The organism is Loigolactobacillus coryniformis subsp. coryniformis KCTC 3167 = DSM 20001, assembly GCF_002706425.1.
GTDB classification, from domain to species: domain Bacteria; phylum Bacillota; class Bacilli; order Lactobacillales; family Lactobacillaceae; genus Loigolactobacillus; species Loigolactobacillus coryniformis.
The window spans coordinates 1,353,859-1,379,806 of record NZ_CP017713.1 but is presented as its reverse complement, the minus strand read 5'-3'; the positions used below and the strand labels follow the sequence as shown (position 1 = coordinate 1,379,806).

Sequence of the window (25,948 nt, the reverse complement as noted above, 5' to 3'; positions counted from 1 at the left end):
CCATTTACAACTATGCGGTATTGGCGAGATCCACTTTTCCACCCGCTTTTGCTTTGAACTGGAAAAGTTAGCTCGCCAAACCGCCACTCGTTCCGTCCACTTGCGCTGGAATGAAATCTAACCAATTCTGTTTCACCCTAACCACACTTCAGAAAGAGTCTCACACATTAAGCAGACTTTTCATGATTTCTTACTGATCTCCTTCGCTCACCGCCCCTTGATCATCATCAAGCTGTTTTTTTGAAGCGAGAATATTTTCAATATTAGCCTGGCTATAAAATGGATCACGCGCATCAAAAGGTAAGCCACCTTCCGCAATTGACTTTTTTAAAAACATTTGAAAAGCAGTTGACAAATTCAAGCCTAGATTTTTGTAAATTTCGGTCGCCAATTCTTTATCATGTTGATCGACTTTAAATGAAATTGCGATTTTTTTTGTTTTAGCTTCGTGCACCAGAACTTCCTCCTCACGTATTTAGATTCTAAGTATAGAATACGTGTGGTGCTAGTTTGTAACATTTAGAAATTTAACAAAAAAGTCCAACCCAGTTAGACTCATAAGTGACAAAACTTAAAAGGAGTAATAACTGTGTTGAACCACCTCAAGTTTAAGCAAAATCGTCACGAATTACAAGTTAGTTTCCATTACTTTTACCAGTTATGTTCATTGCTTTATCAGCGTTATTGTCCGCGTAGCGTCATTGAGCGGCGCAACGTTGAACATACTAAAATTACTGATATTAAACTTTTAGCTTTACTGTGCTTACAAGTCACACTGGGAATTCAATCGCAACGCCGCTTCTATTATCTGATGGCAGCGTTTATGCCGCGGCAAATGGTGGTATCACGTTCACGTTTCAACCGCCGCGCGCAACAATTACTGGCAGTAGTCAATACCATTCGCTCAGGTATCACTAAGGATTATGCTCATTCGGGCGACCTAGCGATTATCGACAGTTTACCCAACCCACTATGTGCCAAAGTTCGTAATTTCAGAGTTAGAATTTTTGCTGGGAAGGCCAACATTGGCTATAATGCCACCAAGAAAATGCCATTTTATGGGTTTAAAACCCACATGGTCGTCACGGCTAATGGCTATATTCTGAATTATGTGATCACGGCAGCCTCAGTTCATGATGCTAAGGTAGCGCCTGAGCTAATTAGCGGTTGTCCTTGTCCCAATATTTTGGCCGATGTTGGTTATGTTGGGAAAAAACTCAAGACCAGTTTTAGGGCCCTAGGCTATAACTTATGGACGCCTTATCGTTCTAATATGAAAGGTGCTAAATAGCATAATAAGCGTCAACTCAAGGCGTTACGGCGGACAATAGAGTCACGCTTTTCAATTTTAGCCCAGCAATTTGGGATTGAAACCAATCTCACCCGTAGTCTATTTGGTTTTCAATTAAAGATTGAATTGACGATATTGGTATACAATTTAGGCTTTTTTGATTTTATGACGAACTAGCACCACGCGTGTATAGAATAGATCAAAGTACATCCATTGTATATTAATTAACTATACAATTTCCCGATACACCTGTTGATAAGCCGCCAAAGTAGTGGGATCAAAGCACACCAGCGTCACCGTTTTGACCACTGTATTTGTCGCCAAAAAATCACGGATCGTGGTCAGCGCAATTTTAGCGGCCTGCGCCAACGGATAACGGTAAACGCCGGTACTGATCGACGGAAAGGCCACCGTTTGACAATCATGGGCCGCTGCTAACGCCAGACTATTGACGTAAGAATTATGCAGCAATTGTGCTTCACTTTGGGTGCCATCACGCCAAATCGGTCCCGGCGTGTGGATCACAAATTTAGCCGGCAAACGAAACCCCGCAGTGATCTTAGCCTCACCGGTGGCACAGCCATGCAACTGGCGACACGCCGCCAACAACTCCGGCCCCGCGGCACGATGGATCGCACCATCAACACCGCCACCACCCAGTAACGTGGTGTTAGCCGCATTCACGATCGCATCCACTTGCATCTGCGTAATATCCCCTTGAATAATTTGGATCATCGAATTTCCCTCCATCTTTGTATGAACGTGATAAAAAAAGCCCCACCACTCAGCTAACACACTGAGTTGGTGGGGCAACGCGTTACGCGAGCTTACTTAATTGATCAAAATCGGCGTCTTCTAACTCGATTTCTTGTGCCGCAATATTTTGCTTAACGTGTTCTTCTGAGCTGGTGCCCGGAATTGGCAAGATCACGTCGGAACGTTTAAGCAACCACGCCAAAGCGATCTGTGCTGGCGTAGCGTCATACTTTTCTGCCAATGAAGACAAGGTATTGCCTTTAGTCAACTTACCAGTCGCCAAGGGGAACCACGGGATAAACGCCATGTGCTGTTGTTCGGCGTAGTTCAACACGTCTTCATCCGCGCGATCGATCAAATTATACCGATTTTGTACGGATACGATCGGCGCCACCTTTTGCGCAGCTTTGATCTGTTCCACCGAAACTTGGCTCAAGCCGATATGCTTGATCTTACCTTCTTGTTGCAATTTGGCCAATTCACCGACTTGTTCCTCGATCGAGAAATTTGGGTCAATGCGGTGCAGCTGCAACAAGTCAATGTGATCCAAGCCTAAACTAAACAAGTTCAATTCAACTTGTTGGCGCAAATAAGCAGGATTGCCTACCGCGGTCCACTGATTAGGGCCTTGGCGCGTGAAACCGACCTTAGTTGCCACCATCACTTTGCTATTAGGCCGTTGTTGCAGCGCGTCCTTTAAATACAAGTTCGCGAAAAACGGCCCGTAAGAATCAGCCGTATCGATAAAATTAACCCCGTTGTCAATTGCCGTCGTGATAACCGCGGCAGCTTTTTTAGCATCGGCGGCAGGGCCCCAAACGCCTTTACCAGGTAATTGCATCGTGCCATAGCCTAACCGATCGACCGTTAAATCAGAATCAAAGGTAAACTTCTTTTGCATCTTAAAATCGCGACCTTTCCGAAATCATTCGTTCTATTTCATTATAGCCTACTTGGCCGCCAAATGTCGGCGGTTTGACTTTTAGAATAAGCGAATCAGTGCCACGCCGGCGATCATCACGATCAAACCGAGCAATTGGGCTAAGGTCAGTGGATTACGTTGCGATTCGAGCCACCCGAATTGATCGATCAACAAACTGCCGATCATCAAGCCAACTAAAACGATCACCACTGCCAAGCCGGTTCCAATTTGTGGTACTAGGAATGCATTGCCGAGCACAAATAATGCACCAACAATGCCGCCCAGCCACATCCACCACGGCGCCGTAGCCCGCTTTTGCGCGGTTAACTGCCATTTAGGCCGCAGCGCCAACACCACCAGGACCAAGCCTAAAGTCCCCACCAAAAAGGAGACCAAAGCCGCGGCCACCGCTGAATGCAACACCTGACCTAAATGACCATTGATCGCAGTCTGAACGGCACTTAACATCCCTGCTAAAACGCCAAACGCGCGCCACAACCACAGTTCACCTGAATTAGTTTTCGGCGCAGCGTCCAACCGATCATGCCGCCGCTCCAACCAGCCATCAAGCGCCACCACGCCGAGTACGCCTAGCAGCACCAATACTGCACCCAATACCCGGGTCAGCGATAATGGCTTTTGTGGCGATGAGAACCAACCGAAATTATCGATCAATAAGCCGGCTAGGATCTGGCCTAACACCGGCATGATCACCGTTTGCACACTACCTAATTTAGGGAATAAGAGAATATTCCCGGTTAAATAAATGACACCAAGAATACCACCGATCCACAACCACCACGGCTGACTGGTAAATAAAGACCAGCTAAATAACAAACTATGCCGCATGAGCCACGTCATAACCAGCAAAAATAGCGTCCCGATCGCAAATGAGATCAGTGAGGCTAAATAAGGCGACCCAATTGCACGACGTAAGCGCGAATTAATACTTGTCTGCATCGGTAACCCGATCCCAATGGCTAAACCTACAATAATTGCTAACATATCCGCATCTCCGATCAGCAAAATATAAAAAGCATTGACCAACAAACGGTCAGGTAAACTTTATTGCCGTTATTCTAATCTTTTTAAGCATTTTCAGCTATCATTTTGCTTCACTTTTGACCACTAATTGACGATACAACCAGTAACCGATCAAAAACGTCACGACGTCAGCAACTGGTTGGGCCATGATCACACCTTGGAAACCAAACAATCGCGCCAGGAGCACGATCACAATCGCAAAAACGATCCCTTGACGAGTGATCGCCATGATCAAGGCCCCACTGGCTTTACCGATCGATTGAAATAAGGTGGTAAATACTAGGATCGCGCCAATAAACGGTGCCGTCGCCAGCAACAGCCGCAACATTTTGGTACCCATAGTAACAATCGCTGGTTTATCCATAAATAACGCCACTAACTGCGGCGCAAAGATCATCAAGATCACCGCGCAGATCAAAGCGTAGACCACCTCGACCATAAAATCAAAACGGACGATTGCCCGAAAGCGGGCTTTATTAGCGGCACCATAGTTGTAGCCGATCAACGGTTGCGCCCCAAAGGCAAAGCCGACCATGATCAGCATCACCACCATGTAAATTTTCAACACGATGCCCATTGCCGCGATCGCCACCGCCCCGTAAAGCGCCAGATAATTGTTCAACAACATGACGCCAAAACTTTGCATAAAGTTAGTCAACGACGCCGGAATCCCAATATTTAAAATCGTCCGCACGTCGGCCCAGCTGACCCGCCATAATTTTGGCGATAACGATAGGATCTGGCAATCTTTGACCATAAAATAAACCAACATCGTCGTATTGACCGCGTAACCAAGCACGTTAGCTAAGCCAACGCCAGCCGCACCCCAATCCAAGACAAACAAAAAAATCGGATCGAGCACGATCGCCAACAACGTCCCCGTCAGCGTGGCGATCATTGATTTAGTTGCCAACCCCTCGGTGCGAATAATATTCCCTGGCACCAATGAGACGATAATAAAAGTCGACCCCAGCGCCATCATCCGGTAAAAGCCAGCCGCATACTGATAAGTCGCCGCCGTTACCCCGAGCATGCCTAAAATTGGCCGCTCAAACACCAGCATCAAAACCGTCAGCACTAAACTAAAAGCGATCGCCGCGTAAAAACAAAAACTACTTAAGTGAGCACTGGCCTGATGCGCCTTTTGCCCCAACAGGCGTGAGATCGCCGCGCTACCGCCAAGGCCAAAAATATCACCGACTGCCAGCATAAATGAAAATAGCGGTGTCCCTAACGCGATTCCCGCCACCAGATCCGCATTCCCGGTTTGGGCGACAAAAAATGTATCGGCCAGATTGTAGACCATACTGGCCACCATCCCCAACACCACCGGCAGCGCCAACTGCATATACACTTTGGGAATCGGCGCCCGGGCAAACATCTCATCCATTTTCATCCAAATAAACCGTCCCTTCAAAAAAACACCCCCAGACAACACGGCTAAACACACCGCGCTGCACTGGGGAATGAAATTTCATTTATCTATTATTTTATAAGTTTAGCACTTCATTTAATTGGTGTCTACGCCGGCCAATAATTCAAATGATCGCCACCGCGTGGATCAATAACGCCAAGTACCCGACGATCACAACGAACAAGCCTAACAATAGACCGATCAACACATTGCGCCATAGCCGTTTGGTCATTGCAATCACTTCCTTAACTTTTCTTCCAGCATAACAAGGAAAGCGGCGTAAAGATAATAAAACGCATGTAATTTAATGCCAGAAAAAAGCGTGACCTAATCGATCACGCTTTGACTTTATTATTTTATATAAGCTGCGGCCTGCTCACCTGCCTGTCGACCAAAAATAATTATATCGGCAACAGAATTACCACCAATTCGATTGTAACCATGTAAACCACCAGCCACTTCACCAGCAGCATATAGACCAGGAATAGCCTTACCGGATTTCTTTAATACCTGGGTCTTAGTATTAATCTTCACACCACCCATTGTATAATGAATCCCTGGTGCAATAGGAATCGCATAGTAAGGTCCTTGATTGAGTTGATGTTCCATGCCGGTTGTCCGTTCAAACTGGCTATCCTTCTTCGCAGCAACATCTTGATTCCATGTCGTTATTGTTTTCTGTAACTCAGCTGCGGGAACATTGATTTTCTTAGCCAAATCTTCAACCGTATCAGCTTGCTTTGTGAATCCTTTTTTAATATATTGATCAACTGCGGCTGAACGTGCCTTAACACCAGCATCGAAAACAACGTAAGCCATTTTACCGCTCTGACCATTAATGGCTGCCGATACCTTATCTCGTGTATTTAACTCATTGGTAAAACGATCACCAGATTTATTAACTAAAATACCGCCTTCACCCCGTGTTGCCTCACCAATCAAATAAGCTGGTTTTTGATAAACAGTTGGGTGAATTTGAATTTGCTTCATATCAACTGTATAGCCGCCGAGTTGCCGGATCATTTTGATTCCATCGCCAGTTGTCCCCGCTGCATTGGTCGTTACGTACTTAGCTAGATCAGGTCGATATTTTTTGATCATTGCTTTGGAAGCCCCATAGCCGCCGGTAGTGACAATAACTGCTTTTGCTTTAACTGTTTTTGTCTTATCTTGATTAATGACAACTTTAACACCAGAAACTTGATCGTCTTTTTCCGTAATTTTTGTGACATCCGCATTAACTATCAATGGAATCTTGTCTTTTTTAATATTACGTAATAAACCAGTAGCTAAATATTGTCCGACTGCTGAACCATCATGTGGACGATGCGTTCGTTTAACGCTCATACCACCGGAAATAGTCAATTTATCTAGTTTCATTCCCATGCTATCCAGCCAATCAATAGCGCTAGCAGAATGGTTGACCATGTAATGCAATAATGCCTTATCATTCTTGTTATGGCCGCCTTTTAGTGTTTCTTGATAGAATTGCTCATTACTATCAACTATCCCATTGGCCTTTTCCACTTTTGTCTCTGAAGCGTTCATTCCCGAAGAAGCTTTTAACGTATTTCCGCCGGCAATCGGCATCTTCTCTAAAATTACCGGTTTTAAACCTTTTTGCTTAGCCGCCAAAGCTGCTGACATCCCTGCACCCCCAGCACCAACAATGATCACATCATATTTTTTCTTTAGATCCTTTGCCGATGTATATTCTGTTTTGGAAGCACTTGTCGTAACATCACTTTTATCCGCAGCTGAAACACCTTGTGCTATCCCTAGCATACTAGATGTCAATAATAGCGCGGCGGAGAAAAACGTCATACCCCTAATTTTCTTCATAATTATTTGTAACCCCCTGTTTTTATATAATGATATTATACAGGTATGTGATTTTTCTTTCAATATCAATTAGAATTTTAAAATAGCCATTGCTAAATAAATCTAATTCAAAGTATATTAAATCACATATAACTAAAATTTTAATCACAAAAATACTCCTAGTGTTTGGCTTTAACACTAGGAGTACCAACTTTATCTTTCTGGTCTTTATTAGCCGGTATACTTACCAACCACGGTTAATTTTGCGAGTACCGATTTTTTGTGTGGGGCTTTCGTGATCACGGTCGAAAGATCTTGCCCTGCCGTTTGTCCATGATGCTTGCCGCCGGCCCAAGGCTTCACGTCAGTCACATCATAAACTAAACCATCAATAGCAACGTACGCTTTTTTGCCATCGCTACCATCATATTGTGCCAATTCTTCCTTAGAAAAAGTTTTTTCTGCCAAACTGATCACTCCTAAATTAGAATTTTTATAACGCTTAATTTCAGTATAACACGACCACGACTGTTTCCGGCCGATAATGCTTACTAAAATTTAGAGCGATCAGGTTAGATGGCCGCCGTTGCTGGTACGCCAGCGTCGGTACCACTAAATCCAATGTCATCAGCCATTACCCCCAATCAGAAATAATCGGGCAGACTGGCTAAAATTGCAGCGAAGAAAATCAAATACAGGATGATCGCCGCAACGCTGACAATAAACGAAACCAACCCGGCACGATTCCACGTTGCCTGCACCCGTTTAAAACTCGCTACATCGGGATAATCGTTGCTTTTCCACGCCCACTCGTTACCTTTGAAGCCACAGACAAAAATCCACACGATATTGAACAGCGGCACTAAACATAATAACGGCAAATAAGTTTTGTTACCGATCCCCCACCAAATATTAAAAACAAACGCGCCCCAGTTCCAACCCTTTACCTCGGCTGGTACCACATTTTGTGCAACCACTTCTTCCATTATTAACCCTCCTTTGGCTTTGAACCACTGATTGATCTAACTGTTCTTAGTCACATCATAGCATGAACTATTTTGTAAGAATAGCGATTTCCCTTAGTAAAAATCTTTCACGATTCTGAATCTCTGCTATACTAATAATAAATTCATCTTTGACCCGAGGTGGCTACCATGAAAATTTCGTTGCTCAAATTACCAGGTTTATATGACACTTTATTTATGTTATTCTTATTGCTTAGCTGTGCGGTGCTGGGCATCGGTCACATCTTGCCGCTATTTCACGTCGACAACTTTATGGCCGCGCGGGCTGCTCTGTTAAGCCATTTAGCCATTTTTACTTGGATCGGTATCGGTTTGCACCTGATCTCGTATTTACGAGCATTCCAAATTCCGGCCATGTTGCTGGCTAATATTGCTGGGATCGGCGCCTTCCTAATTTTCTGGTTGCTCCCCTCAGTTGCCTTGGTGCCTTCACTTTTATTGATCGGCGCGATCCTATTAACGCAAAAAACGGCTAAACACAAAGCCCGCTTGCACCAAGCCAGCCCGCAAGAACAAAATAGCAGCTATTAAAACTAGACCTATGTATATAAGGAGTTCCAACGTAATGAAAATTGGTATTGACCAAATCAGCTTCCACACCAGCCATTATTTTATTGATATGGCTGAGTTAGCGCATGCGCGCAATGAAGATCCCAACAAATACTTGATCGGCATCGGTCAAAAAAAGATGGCGGTGATCCCGCCGACACAAGATAGCGTCACCTTAGCCGCCAATGCAGCCGCCAAGATTCTGACCCCGGAAAATCGCCAACAGATCGACACGGTGATCTTCGCCTCAGAATCTGGCATCGATCAGTCAAAATCCGGCGCCGTTTACCTGCAAAGTTTGCTCGACCTGCCACGGCAAGTCCGCGCTTTTGAAGTCAAGCAAGCCTGCTATTCCGCGACCGCAGCACTACAGTTAGCTCGCGGTTACATCGCCTTACATCCCGACAAAAAAGTCCTGATCACCGCCAGCGACATTGCCCGCTACGGCATCGGTAACGCCGGTGAACCAACCCAAGGCGGCGGTGCGGTGGCGATGATCATCAGCAAGGACCCACGGATCTTGGCCTTAGAAGAAGACAGCACCGTATTGACCGAAAATATCATGGACTTCTGGCGGCCTAACTACGCCACCGAAGCAAAAGTCGACGGCCACTACTCTGGTCACATGTACGTTGATTTCTTCAACGAAGTCTTCGATGCTTACCGCGAACAAAGCGGCATGACCTTAGCTAACTTTGCCGCCCTAGCTTTCCACTTACCCTATACCAAAATGGGCCTCAAAGCCTTGCGCTCGATTTTACCTCAAGCAACAGAAGCTGACCAACAACGGCTGAGCGCCAACTTTGAAGATTCACGCCAATATAATCAGATCGTCGGTAATTTATACACCGGCTCATTATATTTGAGTTTACTGTCGCTGTTGGAAAATACCACCACCTTAAAAGCTGGTGACCGCCTCGGTTTATTCAGCTATGGTTCCGGCGCCGTCAGCGAATTTTTCAGCGGCATTCTGCAGGCCAACTTCAAACAAGCCTTGTTGCCTGAACAACATCAAAAAATGTTTGCCGCACGTCAGCAAGTTGATGTGCCGACCTATGAAAAAATCTTCCAACAACAATTACCGACCGATGGCAGCACCGTTGAACTAGATTTAAGCCATGACCCCGCGCCATACGTTTTGGCCGGAATCAAAGCACACCAACGGCAATATCGTAAACAGTAACAAAAAAAAACCTTGACTATAAGTGATCAGTTTATTCTCTGGTTAGGTTCCATTCCGGCAATAACTGAACATTGAATAATTAATTGGGCTAAATGCTTAGTTAGTATGATTTTGCATTATCTTCAAGCTTAGTCATTCGCAATTTTAAAATCAATCGAATCATTTCTAAACAAAATACCAGTAAAAACAGGTTTAGCTGTTTTTACTGGTATTTTTGCGTACAACTTGTACTATTTTTAGTTATGCAACCATTATTGACGACCACACCACTAAATTTGGTATATGCTTCCGCGGGCCAGATGGAATGGCATCTAACCTGCTCTGTTTCACGCTAACCATATTTCAGAAAAGTCTATGATCTTATGTCACACACTTTTTTAATACTGCAATAAAGCTAACATATCATAATCTTTGATTTTTTCGCGGCCGCCCAGATCCTTTAATTCGATCAAGAAAGCTGTACCAACAACGATTCCGCCGAGATCTTCGACTAATTTGATCGTTGCGGCGATCGTGCCACCAGTTGCCAATAAGTCATCAGTGACTAAGACTTTTTGCCCTGGTTTGATCGCATCCTTGTGCAAATATAAGGTTGATTTACCGTATTCCAACCCATAACTAGCCGAAACCGTTGGCCGCGGCAACTTACCCTTTTTACGCGCGGGGGCAAAACCCAGACCTAATTTGTAGGCCACGGGACAACCAACGATAAAACCACGCGCTTCGGGGCCAACGATCATATCGACACCTTTATCCTTAGCGTAGGCTGCAATTTGATCCGTAGCTTCGTGATAAGCTTCCCCATCAGCCATCAATGGTGAAATATCGCGAAAGATGACCCCTTTTTCCGGAAAATCTGGCACGCTGGCGATATAATCATGTAAATCAACTGACATTGCTTTTCGCTCCTTCATCTGGCACAATATGTGCGTTTAACCAATTTTTAAGTTCTTGATAGTTACTATAAACTAGCACTTGCTCAGCAGTCATTTGCTGCTGACGCTGCTGATAACTGGCGGCGGACTGCAAGTCAGCCTTGGCTGGCTGCGCCACGCCGTCCATGACGCCATCAACTATTTTAACAAAACCCAACTCAGAAAACACTTGAATCATGAAAATCAATAATTCTTTTTTCAAATGTAAGTAATTAGCCAGCGTCGCCAATTGCGTCCGCAGGTTAATGCCGCGATGGGTAGTAGTGAATTTAAATAAGCGCGCAAACTCCGCTCGTGTCGGCATTCCCGCTAAATAAACCGGGTGCGCCATGTAAAAGAAGCTGATCAGCTTGTCATATTCCTGCTGATGCGCTTGTAATAACGTTGCTAAAGCCGCCAAATCAGTCGGCAGATCAACTAATACCAAGGTGTCGCCGACCACGTTAAATGGTTCATGCGCCGAAACTGCCGTTGCGTCGACCGGCAAATAGCCACTAAGCTGTTGCTGTAATTTAGCCGAGAAGAAGACATAGGTGGCCGTGTACTGGAATAAATGGCGGGTCAAATGAGTCGTTCGCTTATCGATGATCTCGATGCCGCTAGTAGCAAAATCGGTTAACTGCAACTGCAGCGTCCGCCGGCCTTGCCAAACATTTTCGCCTAATTCGCCAACCACTGTCACCTGATCGGCAGCGGTAAGATCCTCAGCGTATTGCCCCTTTTGAAAGGCGATCACATCCAGATTAGCATTGGCCGCGGTCAATTTAAATTTCAAATGTGCTTTATCCGCACCGATTGCGCGCACGTCAGTCACCTTTTCTGGTGTAACGGCGATCTGTGGTGCCGGATTGTCGGTACCAAATGGCGCCAACTGCTGACAAGCCTGCAAAAAGTCAGTCGTCACTTCCGGCACCGGTAACTGCAAATCGATTTTCAAAGCATCATGGGCTTGGTGCCGCAGATCAACCGCATCAGCCTGAGCTTCTAGGCCCGCACTTAACGCGGCTAAATTATCCGCCGTGACCGCTAAGCCAGCCGCCATATGGTGACCACCAAAACTGATCATCAAATCACGGTATTGGTCCAAAGCGTTAAATAAATTAAACGCCTGCACACTACGGCCAGAGCCTTTATACGTATGATCTTCGCGTTCCGTCAACACTAAAGTAGGTTTGCCGGTAGCTTCGACGATCCGACTAGCAACGATCCCCAGCACCCCTTCATGCCAATCAGCGTGGGCCAACACCAAGGTTTGCCGCTGCTGATTTTCTGGTGTCTGCGCCATTTCCATTGCGGTTGCGGCAATGTCTTTAACGTATTGCTGGCGGCGCTCATTTTGCGTTTGGACAAATTTAGCCAACTCAGTTGCTTCATCAGGATCAAAGGTGGTCAATAATTTGACACCGTCTTTAGCATCACCTAAGCGGCCCAAGGCATTTAACCGCGGCGCGATCGCAAAACCAATCGATTGTTCATCGATCTTAGCTTGCTCGATCCCCGCGACTTCACAAAGTGCGGTGATCCCTGGGCGCGTTGACTGCTGCAACTGTTGCAAACCTAGGGTAACTAGGGCACGATTTTCATCAGTCAGGGAGACTAGATCCCCGATCGTACCGATGGCGGCCAAATCAAAACTATCGACAGCCGTTTCCTCAAGCAAAGCGCTAGCGACTTTAAAAGCCACGCCAACACCAGAAAGGTCACCAAAAGGATAGTGGCCTTGCGGATGGCGTGGATGAACGATTGCAAATGCCGGCGGTAACTCTGGCGGCAATTCATGATGATCCGTGACGATCACGTCGACACCTTGTGCTTGCGCATAGGCGATTGGCGCGTTGCCACTGATCCCATTGTCGACGGTAACGATCAATTGCGTCCCGGCGTCTAATAATTGTTTAAACGAAGATTCGTGGGGCCCATAACCTTCATTAAAACGGTCCGGGATATAAATATTGACGTTGGCCCCTAAGGATTCCAACGTTTCCAGCATAATACTGGTGCTGGTGACCCCATCAGCGTCGTAATCGCCGTACACTGTGATCAATTGATTAGCTTCAATTGCCTGACGAATACGGTCAACCGCTTTTTGCATGTCAAATAATAAAAGTGGATCATGCAATTGATCCACTCCCGGATTTAAAAATTTTTCAATTGTTGTTTGATCAGTTAGTCCACGATTGATCAGTAACCGGATCACTGCTGGTGCCAATTGACACTTTTCAGCAAGCTCGGTGACTAACGCCGCTCGTGGCTGCGGCAAATACTGCCAAGTATAACGGGATTTCATTTAATACTTCACGCTCCCAACCAAACTATTATATCAAAATTCCAGCTGATTGAAAGTCTTGTTTATTTATCGCTGGGTGCCGCCGCGGATGATGCTTGCTGCTGCAAGGCATTGATCTGATCTTCTTTTTCCGCCAACTGGGTATTCAACTTAGCCGTTGCTTCGGCCACCGCTTGGTCGATCGCGGTTTCTTGCTGCTTTTTCTCTGCGGTCAAGGTTTTAACCTGCCGCCGCAGACCTAACGCACTCATGGTCGACACTAAAACGGTGACCAACGCACCTAACAGTAAGGACACAATGATCACGATGATCAGCGGCCATTTGGCGGTACCAAAACCAAAATGAACCGTAACTGGTGCCACGTTTAACACCGCAAAAATCACGATCACTAACGCTAACAATAAAACAAGAACAAGCCGCCATTGATTTTTCATTTAAACTTCCTCCAAAACATTATCCTGTGCGTTGAAAAAACGCTTAGCGCTGCTTTTTCAGCTACATTCGCACTAAATTATCTCTTATTTACGATCAAATAATGGGCTGGCGATCAATCGATCAGCTATCGCCGGAAATAGCGTCCGTAACCGGGCCGCAATTTCCATGGGCCACGGTGCATTTAATTCGCGACGCTGAGTTTCAATCGCCCGAATGATCCGCGCCGCTAATTGATCGGCGTCCAACGCGATTCCCGCCACCGCCTGAGCATACTGATCGCTGGGATCCGCAATATGGGCAAACTCCGTTTTGATCGGGCCAGGATTGACCGTTAACACTTGAATATTCAACGGCCGCAGCTCCATCCGTAAACCAGTGGAATAAGCAATCACCGCTGCCTTAGCTGCCGCGTAAACGGTCGCCTTCGGGGTCACTAATTTACCGGCTTGGGAGGCAATATTGACGATCATGCCCCGGCGCAGCGCTGCCATCGTCAAGCCAACCTTTTGCGTTAATTGCATCAAACTTAATACATCTAATTGAAATAAATGCTGGACCTTGGCTAACGGTAGATCCAGTGCCTTTTCAAAATAGCCAACGCCGGCGTTATTGATCAACACATCGACGGTGCCAACTTTTTGCTTAAGCACCGTCATTAAACGGTCGAGCTGTGCGGGCTGGGTCAAATCGATCCGCACCGCCAGTACCCGCCTCCCCGACAATGCCCGTGCTTGAGCCGCCACTTGCCGTAAACGCTCGCTGCGGCGTGCGCACAAAACTAACTGGGCCCCTTGCCGTGCCGCCGCGTACGCCAACGCGGCCCCTAAGCCACTCGAAGCGCCGGTGATCAAAACGGTTTTATTTGCTAATTTCATTAAGTTTGCCCCGCTTTCACAAAATTATTTAGCGATTGCCTGTGTTTGTTGCTTCTGCAATGGAATCGTCACCTGATCGAAATCCTTCATCACCCGAGTATGCGGAAAAATCTGTCGCGCCTCGGATTGTAATTCGTGAGCTGCTTTACCGACATACCGCGCGGAAATATGGGTCAGTAGTAACTGCTTAACGTGAGATTTTTTCGCCACTTCCGCCGCTTGGGTACTGGTAGAATGGTAGTAATTATACGCCATCCGGCCATCAGCCTTGCCAAACGTACTTTCGTGGACCAACACATCAGCATTTTCCGCCAAAGTAAAGCAATTAGCCGTTCGCCGCGTATCACCTAAAATGGTCACGATACGCCCTTTTTGCGCTGGGCCGATAAAATCGCTGCTAGGCAATACTTGGCCGTCCGCTAAGGTCACCGGTTGCCCAGCTTTGATCTTACCGTATTCTGGTCCCGGTTTGATACCGGCAGCACGCAATTTATCGACTAATAATTCGCCGGTGTGATCCTTTTCGATCACCCGGTAACCAAAACTAGCGATCCGATGATCTAATTTACGGCATTCGACCTTAAACGTATCATCCTCGAAAACCAGCATATTATCGGTGATCTCCACGTACTTGATCGGGTAAGTCAACCGCGAATCCGATACCCGCAGGCTAGTTTGCACGTAATCGCGCACCCCTTTTGGTCCGTAGATCGTCAACGGCTGATTACCGCCTTGGAAGGAACGACTACTTAAAAATCCAGGCAAACCAAAGATATGATCGCCATGCAAATGCGTGATAAAAATCTTTTCCACTTTACGCGGCCGAATCGCTGTCCGCAAAATTTGTTGCTGCGTGCCCTCACCGACATCAAACAGCCAAACTGAATTGCGTTCATCCAATAATTTCAACGCAATACTAGTGACGTTACGATAACGCGCCGGCGACCCAGCGCCAGTGCCGAGAAATTCTAGTTCCATCAGTTCATTCATCCATTTCTGTAATTTACGCCTTCAGTTAAACGGCCACAACCGCATTTTTAACTTAGCGACGTTTCAATTATATTTTAATTTTACGTGATCCTCAAATATATCTATTTAATCAGTATTTACGACTTTACGCAAATAAAAATCGCCAGAGCGTTTACACAACGCCCAGATTACCGTCTAGCACACCATAGTTATCAATTAATATTAAAATTGAAATTTAGCTGGAAACGAGACTGAGCTGGCTAGATGCCATTCCGATGCGCGAGGACGGAACGCATGGCGGTTTGGCGAGCTAACTTTTATCAGATAAATGCAAAAGATGAGATAAAAGAGGATCTCGCCAATACCGCATATTTCTAAATGGCACAAACCACCATTAAGAACTATCGACACAGCTGGTCCTCGCGCATCTCCATTCCATCAAAATACAGTAGAACATTCATACATTAATTATCGGCAACTTCAATAAAGACCAGCTACAAAGTCGTATACAGGAACACAAACTCATTTTATCGACGTTTATAGTTAACCACGCAATTTAATTGTAAAGTGGCAAACTATTAAACTGTCGTTCACAGTTAATTGTATTAAGCTAGTACGGCAAGCCAAAACCGCACGCGTTCCATACGTCAGCACCAGAATAAAACAGAATCAGGGCTGTGCCAATCACACAAAATAAGCGCGAGCCTATTTGGTACTTGGTCTCGCGCTTAACGCTTTTAATGATGTTCTTTTTTAATGTGTTCGATCGGAAAACTAACGATAAACCGTGAGCCGTGGGGATCGTTGGTGACCACTTTGACAGTGCCTTGATGGCTGTCAATGATCCATTTGGCGATGGCTAAGCCAAGGCCGTTACCGCCGGTTTGCCGGCTACGCGACTTATCTTCGCGGTAAAAACGTTCAAAGATCGCCTGCCGATTTTCTGGCGCAATACCAATACCGGTATCGGCGACCTCCACCTGCCAGTGATTGCCGTGTGCGTAAGCCTTAAATTCAACTTGATCCCCAGTCTGCGTGTATTTCAACGCATTATCTAGCAAGATCACTAATAATTGGTGGATCCGTTTTTGATCGATCATTTGTTGCGTGTTCAGATCGATCTGCGCAGTAAACATTTTGTCCTGACTAGCGGCAATTTCGGAATAGGGTGCGATCACTTGTTTTAAGAACTCAGCCGTATTTGTTGGCTGCCGCGTGATCTGGGTCATATTTGAATCCGACCGTGCCAACATTAACAAATCACGAGTCAACTGATTTAGCCGCCGCGTTTCCGCTAAGGATAACGCGATCGGCTCCATCTGACTGATGATCTTTTCGTTAGGTTTAGTCAGCAATAACTCCATTTTACTCTGAATGATCGTCAGCGGTGTCCGCAACTCATGAGCCGCATTCGCCACAAAATCCTGTTGCTGCTGCCAGGACTTCAGAATTGGCCGCATGTTCCAGCGCGACAACAAGTAGCTAAGTAAGATCGACAATAACCAGAAAAACAGCATCGTCAAAATCAAAACGCGCCGAAAACTTTGGATCGCTTGATCTTCAGAATCGATGTTTTGAATGATCTGCACGTACTTGCCAGCGTATAACTTCGCGTGATTAGTTTTAGGCACTTTGACTAACAAAGAACGGAACTTACTGCCATCATCGGTGGTCAGATTAACGATTTTCCCCCGCTGATCAGGATCGAGCTTGACCCCGGTCAGCAGCGTATAGCGATCACCTAACATTTCGGTATTGATCACTTTACCCTGACTATTATAGATCAAAAAATTGATCCGAAAATCCGGCGGCGGTGTACCTTGCCTTTGCTGCTGCACCGCTTTGCTTTTATCATTAGTCTTGAGCTTCGCCTTATTTTTAAATTGCGCCAGCAACAGCTGACTGCGCTTCATCTCTAGACCTTGATCGACATTACGGTAAATTTCGTGCTGAAACGACAGATAAACGATCGTCCCCAGTGATAAGAAAATCACCGCAAAGCTGATCAACTCAGTGAGAAATAATCTGATTTGTTGCTTACGATTCACAACTTTCATGCGGTCACTTCCACCATATAGCCCACGTTGCGCAACGTTTTGATCATTTTATCCGCCTGATACGGCTTCAATTTTTTACGTAAATTACTCATATAAACTTCCACCACCGTAATGCTGGTCTCGGAGTCAAAGCCCCACAAGCGATCGAAAATTTGTTCCTTGGTGATGATCGTATTTTGGTTCTCGACTAAATAAACTAGCAAGTCAAACTCCTTACCGTTAAGCCGAATTTCATCATCCGCCACCGTAACGCTACGATTTTGCAAATTAATACTTAACTGGCCGATTGTCAGCACGTTTTCTTGATAGAAATGACCGCTGCGCTTCAATAAGGCTTTGATCCGCGCAATCAATTCTTCACGATGAAACGGCTTGGTCAAATAGTCATCAGCGCCAACGTTGAAGCCGTGGAGCTTATCGTCGATCCCATCCTTGGCGGTCAAGATCAGCACCGGCGTCTCCAAGTGTTGCTTGCGCAGCGACTTTAACACGTCGTAGCCGTTTTTCCCAGGTAACATCAAATCCAAAATGATCAGATCATAAATCCCTTGGCTAGCCGCAAACTCGCCCTCTTCGCCATCATAAACTTGATCAACATCCAAGAAGTCCGTGATAAAATCACGCACACTAGCAGATAGCTCAACATCATCTTCAACGAGTAACGCCTTGGCACTTTTAACCATTTTCCCACCTCATTTTATCCCGCATGTTTGAAAAAACGTTCAAGTTATGCGTAATGATCTGCTTCTTCAATCACTTTTTCGCTCACTTTGCGTTATTTTCCAAACACGATCTAATGTCCCCAGTATAAAACGACTAACTTAAATTAACCTTAATGCTTGACCTTGGTTAGGATCTGTTGGGCAATAAAATCAGCGTAGTGCTGTTTCCCCGTTTCATTCGGGTGAACTTGATCCGAGTAGAACCAATTTGGATGGTTGTTGCTTTCCTTGTACCAATCGATCACCGTTAAATTAGGCCACCGTTTCGTAGCTTGTGCCAACGAGTTATTGACTGTATTTTGCCAACTCCGTGTGGGAACGCGGACATTGACCCAGAATACTTGCCGCTGTGCCCCGACTGTGCGCATAACGTCATCCAATTGCTGATCGGTAAACGCCCCGTTAGTGCCTAAGCCGATCAGAACCACGTTAGCCAACACGCCCTTATCCTTGTAATCAGCTAAGATCTGTTGACTGCTGCTGACCTGGCGACCGACGGATGCATCGGCGATCATTAATGGAAAAATCTTTTGCAGCGTGTCCACACCATCAAGCATGACTGAATCGCCGACACCGACGATCGATAGTTGTTGGGCTTGCTGCACTTGTGCACTGGTCAAATTACCAACCGCTGACGCACTGCTGCTGGCGGCACTACTACTAGACACCGCAGACGAACTTGACGCCTGCTTTGCCGCCGCTTTACGTTGCTTAGCTTGTGCGATCACTTTCGCATTATGCTCAGAATTCTTTTTGGCGTTACGCTTAATATTACGCGCTAATGGCGTTTCACCGGTGGTTGCATGGGCCGGCGCTTGCGCAGCGCCAACTAAACCAATCGCAAAAATCGCCAACGCCGGTACTAATAACCAACGCTGCCAGCCAGTTGTCCGCCACGTTCGTGGTTGGTGCCATTGAACGTGACTCAGCGGCTTTTCCACATAACGATAGGAAAGTTCACTTAACCCTAGGATCAGCGCCAATTGAATAAAGTTGTGTAACCACGGCCAATGCGCGATGTTGTGCACTTGATTTTCATAAAAGATCATCACTGGAAATTGATACAGGTAAATGCCATAACTGCGTTTACCGATCCACGTGAACACCGGATTGGTCAGCCAACGATTAACGTGGGCCCCAGGATGAACGGTGGCGGCAACTAATAGCACCACTAGCAGGGAAAATAACACCATCCCGCCGCGATAAACAAAGGCGCTTTGCGAATCGACCAAAAAATACATGCCAATAATCGCCACCAACGTCAACAAACCAATGCCATCGAGCAGACGCTGCTGCGCGTGACCAAGTTTACTTTTCAACTCGGTACTCGGCCAGATAAAAGCCAACACTGCACCGAATAAAACGGCAAACGCCCGGGTATCCGTTCCGTAGTACACCCGGCTCGGATCATGACCTGGCACATATAGCAACGCCATTAACAGCGCCGATAAAATACCTAGACCAAGTAAAATATTAGTGGCTTGATGGCGATGCTTATTAAACAACAACAAGCCAATAATGATCACTGGCCAAATTAAGTAAAACTGACCTTCGATCGATAACGTCCACAAATGCGTGAACGGTGACTCGTTATTGGCAAAGCGATCAAAATAAGATTGACCGTGCAGGATCTGCCACCAATTATAGACATAGAGCAAATTACTCCAGAGAATCCCGCGCAACTGGGCCAGCAATTGGCGCTGAAACAGCGTCATATAGGCCGCAGTAGCAAAAAGCATCGTCACTAGCGCCGGATAAAGTCGCTTGATTCGCCGCTGGTAAAAGGACCGTAACCCAATTTTGCCATTTTGATCCCATTCTTGAATCAAGAGATCGGTAATTAAATAGCCCGTCAACACCAAGAAAATAACGACGCCGAGAAAGCCGCCGGGCACGGTAAATGGGATCAAATGGTACAGGATAACCCCAATGACCGCAATGGCCCGCAAGCCATTGATGCCGGTGATATAGCGGCTGTTTGCCAATCTTTTTTTATGTTCCATAATTTGCCACAACCTATTTTTTTAATTCAAAATTACTCAACAAATTCAAAAGTAAATTCATCAATTTGGACCAAATCACCATTGGTGGCACCTTTTGCCCGTAAAGCTTCATCGATCCCCATACCACGTAATTGGCGGGCAAAGCGCATGACGCTGTCATCGTGATCCAAGTTAGCCATTTGATACAAACGCTCAACTTTTTCACCGGTAATGACAAAGACCCCATCAGGATCACGTTCAATGGTAAAGCCAGGTTGGCTATCCGCAGCGTAGTCATAATGTTTCTCAGCTGCCACTGCTTCTTCCGTGTACATTGGAAAGGCTGGGGTCGCTTCCAACAAGTCAGCCGTTGCAGTTAACAGCTCATTTAACCCTTGATGGGCGATCGCGGCAATTGGGAAGATAGGTGCGTCAACCTTAGCCGCCGCCAATTTAGCCTTAAATGTGGTCAAATTAGCCGCACTATCAGGCATATCCATCTTCGTTGCCACAATGATCTGTGGCCGTTCTAATAGACTAGGATCATATTTAGCTAATTCAGCATTGATCTTTTCGTAATCAGCAAATGGGTCCTGCTCGTCAACACCGCTCATGTCAACTAAATGCAGTAACACGCGGGTCCGTTCGATATGGCGTAAGAACTCGATTCCAAGACCGACACCGTTCGCTGCGCCTTCGATCAAACCAGGCATATCGGCCGCCGCAAAACTCCGCCCATCGGGTAAGCTGACCATCCCTAAATTAGGCACCAACGTCGTAAAATGATAGGCGCCAATTTTAGGCTTAGCACTAGTAATAACCGATAATAACGTTGATTTACCAACTGATGGGAACCCAATCAGACCAACATCCGCCAATAACTTCAGTTCCAAACTGATTTGTACTTCGGCGCCTGGTTCACCATTTTCTGAGATCTCTGGCGCTGGATTACGCGGTGAGGCAAAATGTACGTTCCCACGGCCGCCACGACCACCTTTAGCGACGACTAATTCTTGGCCATCTTCAGTCAAATCGCCGAGCAATTGATCGTCATCGATGCGCCGAACAGTCGTGCCAGGCGGCACACTGATATAAGTATCTTTGGCGCCGCGCCCCGTCATACCTTTGTTCATCCCGTTTTCGCCACTAGCTGCCTTAAAAATGCGCTTGTAACGGAAATCCATCAATGTCCGTAAGCCTTCATCGACTTTCAAAATGATGCTACCGCCACGGCCACCATCGCCGCCAGCTGGTCCACCAAGGGGCACAAATTTTTCCCGCCGGAAAGCAACTAATCCGTCGCCGCCGCGGCCAGCCTTGGCTGTAATTTTAACTTGATCAATAAACAAGTTAGGTTCCTCCTCAAATAATAACTAATTTTAAATTTTCTATAAATATATGATCATGAATTTCAAACGTATTCGCAAAAATCTGCCTACTATAAATTAACGGCAATTATCGTTAAAAATACTCATTATCCATTTGACTACGCTCATCCTAAACTAATCACTAAGTAAAAGTCTAGCCACAGTGTCTGCACGCCGTAAAATAAATTGATTAAAATTCGAACATCTCTCTAATTGTAAAGAAAAAAGTGGGTGCTGTCTATACACTAGACAAACAAATGTGCGCTTAATTTGCGGTGATTTCGACTAGCCCGAAACAAAGTTAGTGCCTTGGATCGATCACGATTAACATCGTGAGCTAATTTTTAGCTCAGTTCCAAGAAGATGCCCATTTCATAACAGCTACGGAAGCCATAAAAATAAGACCCTCGATTCAAAATAAAAGCCAAGTCCCCCACCAAAAAAATTTCACGCTAAAACGTTATCATTACGGCATTTTGAATTTTTCGATTCATGTTTTTGAACGAATTTGAAAGTTTTCTATTGATTTTGAATGGTTTTGGTGGTAAATTAGTTTTTGCGGAGGTGAGGTAAGTGCTTACAGAGGAACGACATCAAATTATTCTTAATCAATTAAAGCAACATGACATTATTAAATTACATGACTTGATCAGTGCAACGCAGGCATCTGAATCAACCATCCGCCGTGATTTACACTTAATGGAAGAAGCCGGCTTGTTAGTCCGGGTGCACGGCGGCGCTAAACGCGTGGCCGCGCTGCAAACCGAATTAGCGGTCAGCGAAAAATCGAACCAGAGTGTCAGCGAAAAAGAAGCCGTCGCCAAATTGGCGGTTTCGTGTTTGACCCCGCAAGACGTGGTTTTCTTAGACGCTGGCACCACGACCTTAGCCATGATTCCTTATTTAAAGGCCACAGCTAATCTGACTGTGGTCACCAACGGCGTTAATCATGCGTCACTTTTGGCCGACTATGACATCCGTTGTTTCCTATTAGGTGGTCGCTTAAAAAATGTAACCAAAGCGATCATTGGCGCCGACAGCTTTGCAGCTTTGCAACAGTATCGCTTCAACAAAGTCTTTCTCGGAACTAATGGGGTGCACCTACATTACGGTTACACCACCCCCGACCCAGACGAAGCCGCGATTAAACGAGCAGCGATCGCTCAGGCGGAAATGACGATCGTCCTAGCCGATCATACTAAATTCGGCCAAGTTTCCTTTACTAAGTTTGGTGACCTAGCGAAAGCCACCATCGTCACCGACCACTTAAGTCAACGTGAACTTGACCAATATCAGCAACATACAGATATTTTGGAGGCGATCAAATGATCTATACGGTAACAGTCAATCCTTCAATTGACTATATCGTACAACTGCCCCAGCTAACTTTGGGCGCAGTCAATCGAATGAGTTATGATACCAAACTACCTGGTGGTAAAGGGATCAACGTATCCCGGATCTTGAACCAATTAGCAGTCAAAAACGCCGCTTGGGGCTTTCTAGGTGGCTTTACCGGCGACTTTATTCAACAACAATTAGCCGCTGAACAAATGACCGCCGACTTTACTAAGATCGACGCCGACACCCGGATCAACGTTAAGATCAAGGCTGGCGAAGAAACTGAGATCAACGGTCAAGGCCCAGCAATTAGTGCAACGGCACTGGCTGCTTTCAAAGCCAAATTTGATCAGCTGCAAGCCGGCGATATCGTCGTCATGTCCGGCAGCTTACCACCAACCCTACCAGAAAGTTTTTATCGTGACTTGATTCCGTTGATCAAAGCCCACGGTGCTGATTTTGTGATCGACACCACCGGCCAAGCGCTTTTGGATACCTTAAGCGCCCAACCATTAGTGATCAAACCAAATCACCACGAACTAGCCGCTTTATTCAACGTTGAATTGACTGGCGACGCGGATATCGTGAAATATGGCCGTAAATTGCTCGACCTTGGCGCCAAGCACGTTTTAGTTTCCATGGCCGGCGACGGTGCCTTCTTGATCACCCCTGACCAAGTTTACAAATCGACTGCACCAAAAGGAACCGTGATCAACTCAGTTGGTGCTGGTGACTCAATGATCGCCGGCTTTGTCGGCACCTTCAGTCAAACCCACGATCCACTGCAGAGTTTTGAAACTGGCTTAGCTTGCGGCAGTGCCACCGCCTTTTCCGAAGACTTGGCTAACCAAGCTAAAATTGCCGAAGTTCGCCAAAGTATTCACATCGATACTTATCACAATTAAATTAATTTTAAAGGAGTGTAACATTCATGGATATTCGTGACCTACTACTCAAAGACGTCATGATCATGGACCTCAAAGCGACCACTAAGGCTGCTGCCATCGATGAGTTAGTCCACCAATACTACGTCAAAGGCATCATCAACGACGAAGAATTGTATAAAAAAGACATCATCAAGCGCGAGGCCGAATCAACGACGGGGATCGGCGATGGCATCGCAATGCCCCACGCCAAAAATAAAGCCGTTACCCGTGCCACGGTCCTGTTTGCTAAAAGTGATGCCGGCGTTGACTTCGATGCTTTAGACGGCCAACCGGTACATTTATTCTTCATGATTGCTGCTCCTGAAGGCGCCAATAATACCCATTTACAGGCCTTGGCCGCCCTCTCCAGTTTATTGATCAACCCTGATTTAGTCGCCGCTTTGAAAAAAGCCCAGACACCCGATGACGTACAGCAATTATTCGCTGACGCCCAGGCAGCTAAGGAAGCAAAAGACGCTGCTGATGAAGCCGCTGAAGCAGCTAAAGCACAAACCGTGGCTGCCCCAACGACCACTGACAATAGCGAACGTCCCTTTATCGTGGCCGTATCCGCTTGTCCAACTGGGATCGCCCACACTTACATGGCCGAGGCCGCTTTGAAAAAGCAAGCTGAAGCAATGAACGTTGACATCAAAGTGGAAACAAATGGTTCCGAAGGCGTGAAACATCGCTTGACCACTGATGATATCAACCGCGCAGTCGGTGTTATCATCACGGCTGATAAGAAAGTCGAAATGGATCGCTTCGATGGCAAGCATTTATTGAACCGCCCCGTTATTGACGGTATCAAAAAGCCCGAAGAATTGATCAACGAGACGTTAGCTGAAAAAGGCTCAATTTTCCACGCTACTGGTGCTGATGGCGCTGCTAGCGAAGACGATGGTGAAAGCAAATCCGCTTGGAGTAAAATCTACGCCAACTTGATGAATGGTATTTCTAATATGTTACCATTCGTCGTTGGTGGTGGGATTTTAATGGCGATTTCCTTCATGGTTGAACAAACCGTGGGTGCGCATTCAACGACCTTTATCTTCTTAAACGGTATTGGTAACTGGGCCTTCAGTTTCTTGATCCCAGTCTTGGCTGCCTACATCGCCGTTTCCATTGGTGATCGACCTGCCTTGATGCCCGGCTTTGTCGGTGGTTTCATGGCCAACACAGCCGCTGCAAGTATCGTTAAAACAACCAGTGTGGCTGGCTTTCTTGGTGGCTTGGCTGCAGGTTTTATTGCCGGTTATGTGATCGTCTTACTGAAGCATTTATTCCGTAACTTACCGAAGTCACTGGACGGTTTGAAACCCATGATCTTCTACCCGATCCTTGGCTTACTGATCGTCGGCTTCCTAATGTACTTCATCGTCGATCCGATTTTTGCCGTGATCAACCATGCTTTGACCACGTTCTTGAAGAGTATGGGTACTGGTAATGCGATTCTGCTCGGCACAGTCCTCGGCGGGATGATGTCGATCGATATGGGTGGTCCCTTTAACAAAGCCGCTTACACCTTTGCCATCGGCGTTTACACCGCAACTGGTGACGGTAAATTAATGGCCGCCGTCATGGTCGGCGGGATGGTCCCACCTTTGGCAACTGCCATTGCAACGACTTTCTGGAAAAACAAATTCACGGCTGACGAACGCAAAGCGGGTATTTCCAACTACGTGCTCGGTATCTCCTTCATTACCGAAGGCGCGATTCCGTTTGCCGCTTCTGACCCCTTGCACGTAATCGTTTCTAGTGTGATCGGTGCGGCATTAGGCGGCGGCTTGACCCAATTATGGCACGTCAGCGTCCCGGCACCCCATGGTGGGTTATGGGTAACTCCACTGGCAACTAACTGGATCTTCTACCTCTTAGCCGTCGTGATCGGTGCTGTCGTTGCCGGTGTGATCCTTGGCATCTGGCGCCCAGCATTAAAAGAAGAAAACTAAAGGTTGAAAGTTAATATTCCCAATTGAGTCCCAATCTGTTGGGGCTTTTTTGTTATAAAAATAGACACGAAACACTCCGTATCTGTATAATTGAGTCG

Annotated in this window: 22 protein-coding genes and 1 pseudogene; 6 read left to right on the top strand and 17 right to left on the bottom strand. The window is 46.2% G+C overall.

All coding sequences use genetic code 11. The features are described from left to right. Window positions 1-190: 190 nt before the first annotated feature. The gene (locus LC20001_RS06790; protein ID WP_010010092.1) at window positions 191-454 is read right to left on the bottom strand and encodes a type II toxin-antitoxin system RelB/DinJ family antitoxin; all 264 of its coding nucleotides are present in this window, start codon (window positions 452-454) and stop codon (window positions 191-193) included. A gap of 135 nt (window positions 455-589) precedes the next feature. On the opposite strand from LC20001_RS06790, the pseudogene LC20001_RS06785 reads away from it, so the two are divergent. Beyond that, window positions 590-1,468 (top strand): annotated as a pseudogene (locus tag LC20001_RS06785) (IS982 family transposase). Between the two features lie 51 nt (window positions 1,469-1,519). Here LC20001_RS06785 and LC20001_RS06780 read toward each other — a convergent pair. The 7 genes from LC20001_RS06780 to LC20001_RS06750 form a co-directional block, all read right to left on the bottom strand. Beyond that, window positions 1,520-2,026 (bottom strand): O-acetyl-ADP-ribose deacetylase, encoded by a 507-nt coding sequence (locus LC20001_RS06780; protein ID WP_056943291.1) that lies wholly within the window; start codon window positions 2,024-2,026, stop codon window positions 1,520-1,522. 82 nt (window positions 2,027-2,108) lie between these two features. Next, window positions 2,109-2,948 (bottom strand): aldo/keto reductase, encoded by an 840-nt coding sequence (locus LC20001_RS06775; RefSeq protein WP_010010094.1) that lies wholly within the window; start codon window positions 2,946-2,948, stop codon window positions 2,109-2,111. An 81-nt stretch (window positions 2,949-3,029) separates the two neighbouring features. Further along, window positions 3,030-3,974 carry a DMT family transporter gene (locus LC20001_RS06770; RefSeq protein WP_010010095.1) on the bottom strand — a complete coding sequence of 315 codons (945 nt, stop codon included), beginning with the start codon at window positions 3,972-3,974 and terminating at the stop codon, window positions 3,030-3,032. A 100-nt stretch (window positions 3,975-4,074) separates the two neighbouring features. Next, window positions 4,075-5,403 (bottom strand): MATE family efflux transporter, encoded by a 1,329-nt coding sequence (locus LC20001_RS06765; protein ID WP_029507982.1) that lies wholly within the window; start codon window positions 5,401-5,403, stop codon window positions 4,075-4,077. A gap of 375 nt (window positions 5,404-5,778) precedes the next feature. Beyond that, the gene (locus LC20001_RS06760) at window positions 5,779-7,269 is read right to left on the bottom strand and encodes a flavocytochrome c (protein ID WP_010010099.1); all 1,491 of its coding nucleotides are present in this window, start codon (window positions 7,267-7,269) and stop codon (window positions 5,779-5,781) included. Window positions 7,270-7,479: 210 nt separating this feature from the next. Further along, window positions 7,480-7,716 (bottom strand): cytochrome b5 domain-containing protein, encoded by a 237-nt coding sequence (locus LC20001_RS06755; protein ID WP_035457699.1) that lies wholly within the window; start codon window positions 7,714-7,716, stop codon window positions 7,480-7,482. Window positions 7,717-7,892: 176 nt separating this feature from the next. Continuing rightward, entirely contained in the window at window positions 7,893-8,234 is a 342-nt protein-coding gene (locus tag LC20001_RS06750; RefSeq protein ID WP_035457700.1) for a hypothetical protein, read from the bottom strand. Between the two features lie 168 nt (window positions 8,235-8,402). On the opposite strand from LC20001_RS06750, the gene LC20001_RS06745 reads away from it, so the two are divergent. Continuing rightward, on the top strand, window positions 8,403-8,804 hold the full coding sequence (locus tag LC20001_RS06745) for a hypothetical protein (RefSeq protein ID WP_010010101.1): 402 nt from the start codon (window positions 8,403-8,405) through the stop codon (window positions 8,802-8,804). Window positions 8,805-8,838: 34 nt separating this feature from the next. Beyond that, window positions 8,839-10,005: a hydroxymethylglutaryl-CoA synthase gene (locus tag LC20001_RS06740; RefSeq protein ID WP_010010102.1), complete on the top strand. Its 1,167-nt coding sequence runs from the start codon at window positions 8,839-8,841 to the stop codon at window positions 10,003-10,005. A 377-nt stretch (window positions 10,006-10,382) separates the two neighbouring features. Here the strand turns inward: LC20001_RS06740 and LC20001_RS06735 are convergent, their stop codons facing one another. The 9 genes from LC20001_RS06735 to obgE form a co-directional block, all read right to left on the bottom strand. Continuing rightward, window positions 10,383-10,901 carry an adenine phosphoribosyltransferase gene (locus tag LC20001_RS06735; protein WP_003680303.1) on the bottom strand — a complete coding sequence of 173 codons (519 nt, stop codon included), beginning with the start codon at window positions 10,899-10,901 and terminating at the stop codon, window positions 10,383-10,385. Then, complete coding sequence (gene recJ / locus LC20001_RS06730) at window positions 10,891-13,227, bottom strand: single-stranded-DNA-specific exonuclease RecJ (RefSeq protein WP_010010103.1); 2,337 nt, start codon at window positions 13,225-13,227, stop codon at window positions 10,891-10,893. Before recJ ends, LC20001_RS06735 begins: the two co-directional genes overlap by 11 nt. Before the next feature lie 62 nt (window positions 13,228-13,289). Then, window positions 13,290-13,661: a LapA family protein gene (locus LC20001_RS06725; RefSeq protein ID WP_010010105.1), complete on the bottom strand. Its 372-nt coding sequence runs from the start codon at window positions 13,659-13,661 to the stop codon at window positions 13,290-13,292. Window positions 13,662-13,745: 84 nt separating this feature from the next. After that, a complete protein-coding gene (locus LC20001_RS06720) occupies window positions 13,746-14,537 on the bottom strand; it encodes an SDR family NAD(P)-dependent oxidoreductase (protein WP_010010106.1) in 792 nt (263 codons plus the stop codon). Between the two features lie 24 nt (window positions 14,538-14,561). Further along, a complete protein-coding gene (gene rnz / locus LC20001_RS06715; RefSeq protein ID WP_003680309.1) occupies window positions 14,562-15,515 on the bottom strand; it encodes a ribonuclease Z in 954 nt (317 codons plus the stop codon). Between the two features lie 728 nt (window positions 15,516-16,243). Continuing rightward, on the bottom strand, window positions 16,244-17,563 hold the full coding sequence (locus LC20001_RS06710) for a sensor histidine kinase (RefSeq protein ID WP_010010107.1): 1,320 nt from the start codon (window positions 17,561-17,563) through the stop codon (window positions 16,244-16,246). Beyond that, on the bottom strand, window positions 17,560-18,246 hold the full coding sequence (locus tag LC20001_RS06705; RefSeq protein ID WP_010010110.1) for a response regulator transcription factor: 687 nt from the start codon (window positions 18,244-18,246) through the stop codon (window positions 17,560-17,562). Before LC20001_RS06705 ends, LC20001_RS06710 begins: the two co-directional genes overlap by 4 nt. A gap of 149 nt (window positions 18,247-18,395) precedes the next feature. Further along, entirely contained in the window at window positions 18,396-20,288 is a 1,893-nt protein-coding gene (locus LC20001_RS06700; protein WP_010010111.1) for an acyltransferase family protein, read from the bottom strand. A gap of 32 nt (window positions 20,289-20,320) precedes the next feature. Beyond that, window positions 20,321-21,616, bottom strand: a complete 1,296-nt coding sequence (gene obgE, locus LC20001_RS06695) for a GTPase ObgE (protein ID WP_003679956.1) — start codon at window positions 21,614-21,616, stop codon at window positions 20,321-20,323. A gap of 591 nt (window positions 21,617-22,207) precedes the next feature. Here obgE and LC20001_RS06690 point away from each other — a divergent pair. The 3 genes from LC20001_RS06690 to LC20001_RS06680 are packed head-to-tail and all read left to right on the top strand — an operon-like array spanning window position 22,208 to window position 25,850. Then, a complete protein-coding gene (locus LC20001_RS06690; protein ID WP_010010112.1) occupies window positions 22,208-22,963 on the top strand; it encodes a DeoR/GlpR family DNA-binding transcription regulator in 756 nt (251 codons plus the stop codon). Then, window positions 22,960-23,877 (top strand): 1-phosphofructokinase, encoded by a 918-nt coding sequence (pfkB, locus tag LC20001_RS06685; protein WP_010010113.1) that lies wholly within the window; start codon window positions 22,960-22,962, stop codon window positions 23,875-23,877. Before LC20001_RS06690 ends, pfkB begins: the two co-directional genes overlap by 4 nt. A 26-nt stretch (window positions 23,878-23,903) precedes the next feature. Further along, the gene (locus tag LC20001_RS06680; protein ID WP_003679950.1) at window positions 23,904-25,850 is read left to right on the top strand and encodes a PTS fructose transporter subunit IIABC; all 1,947 of its coding nucleotides are present in this window, start codon (window positions 23,904-23,906) and stop codon (window positions 25,848-25,850) included. The last annotated feature ends 98 nt before the right edge of the window (window positions 25,851-25,948 follow it).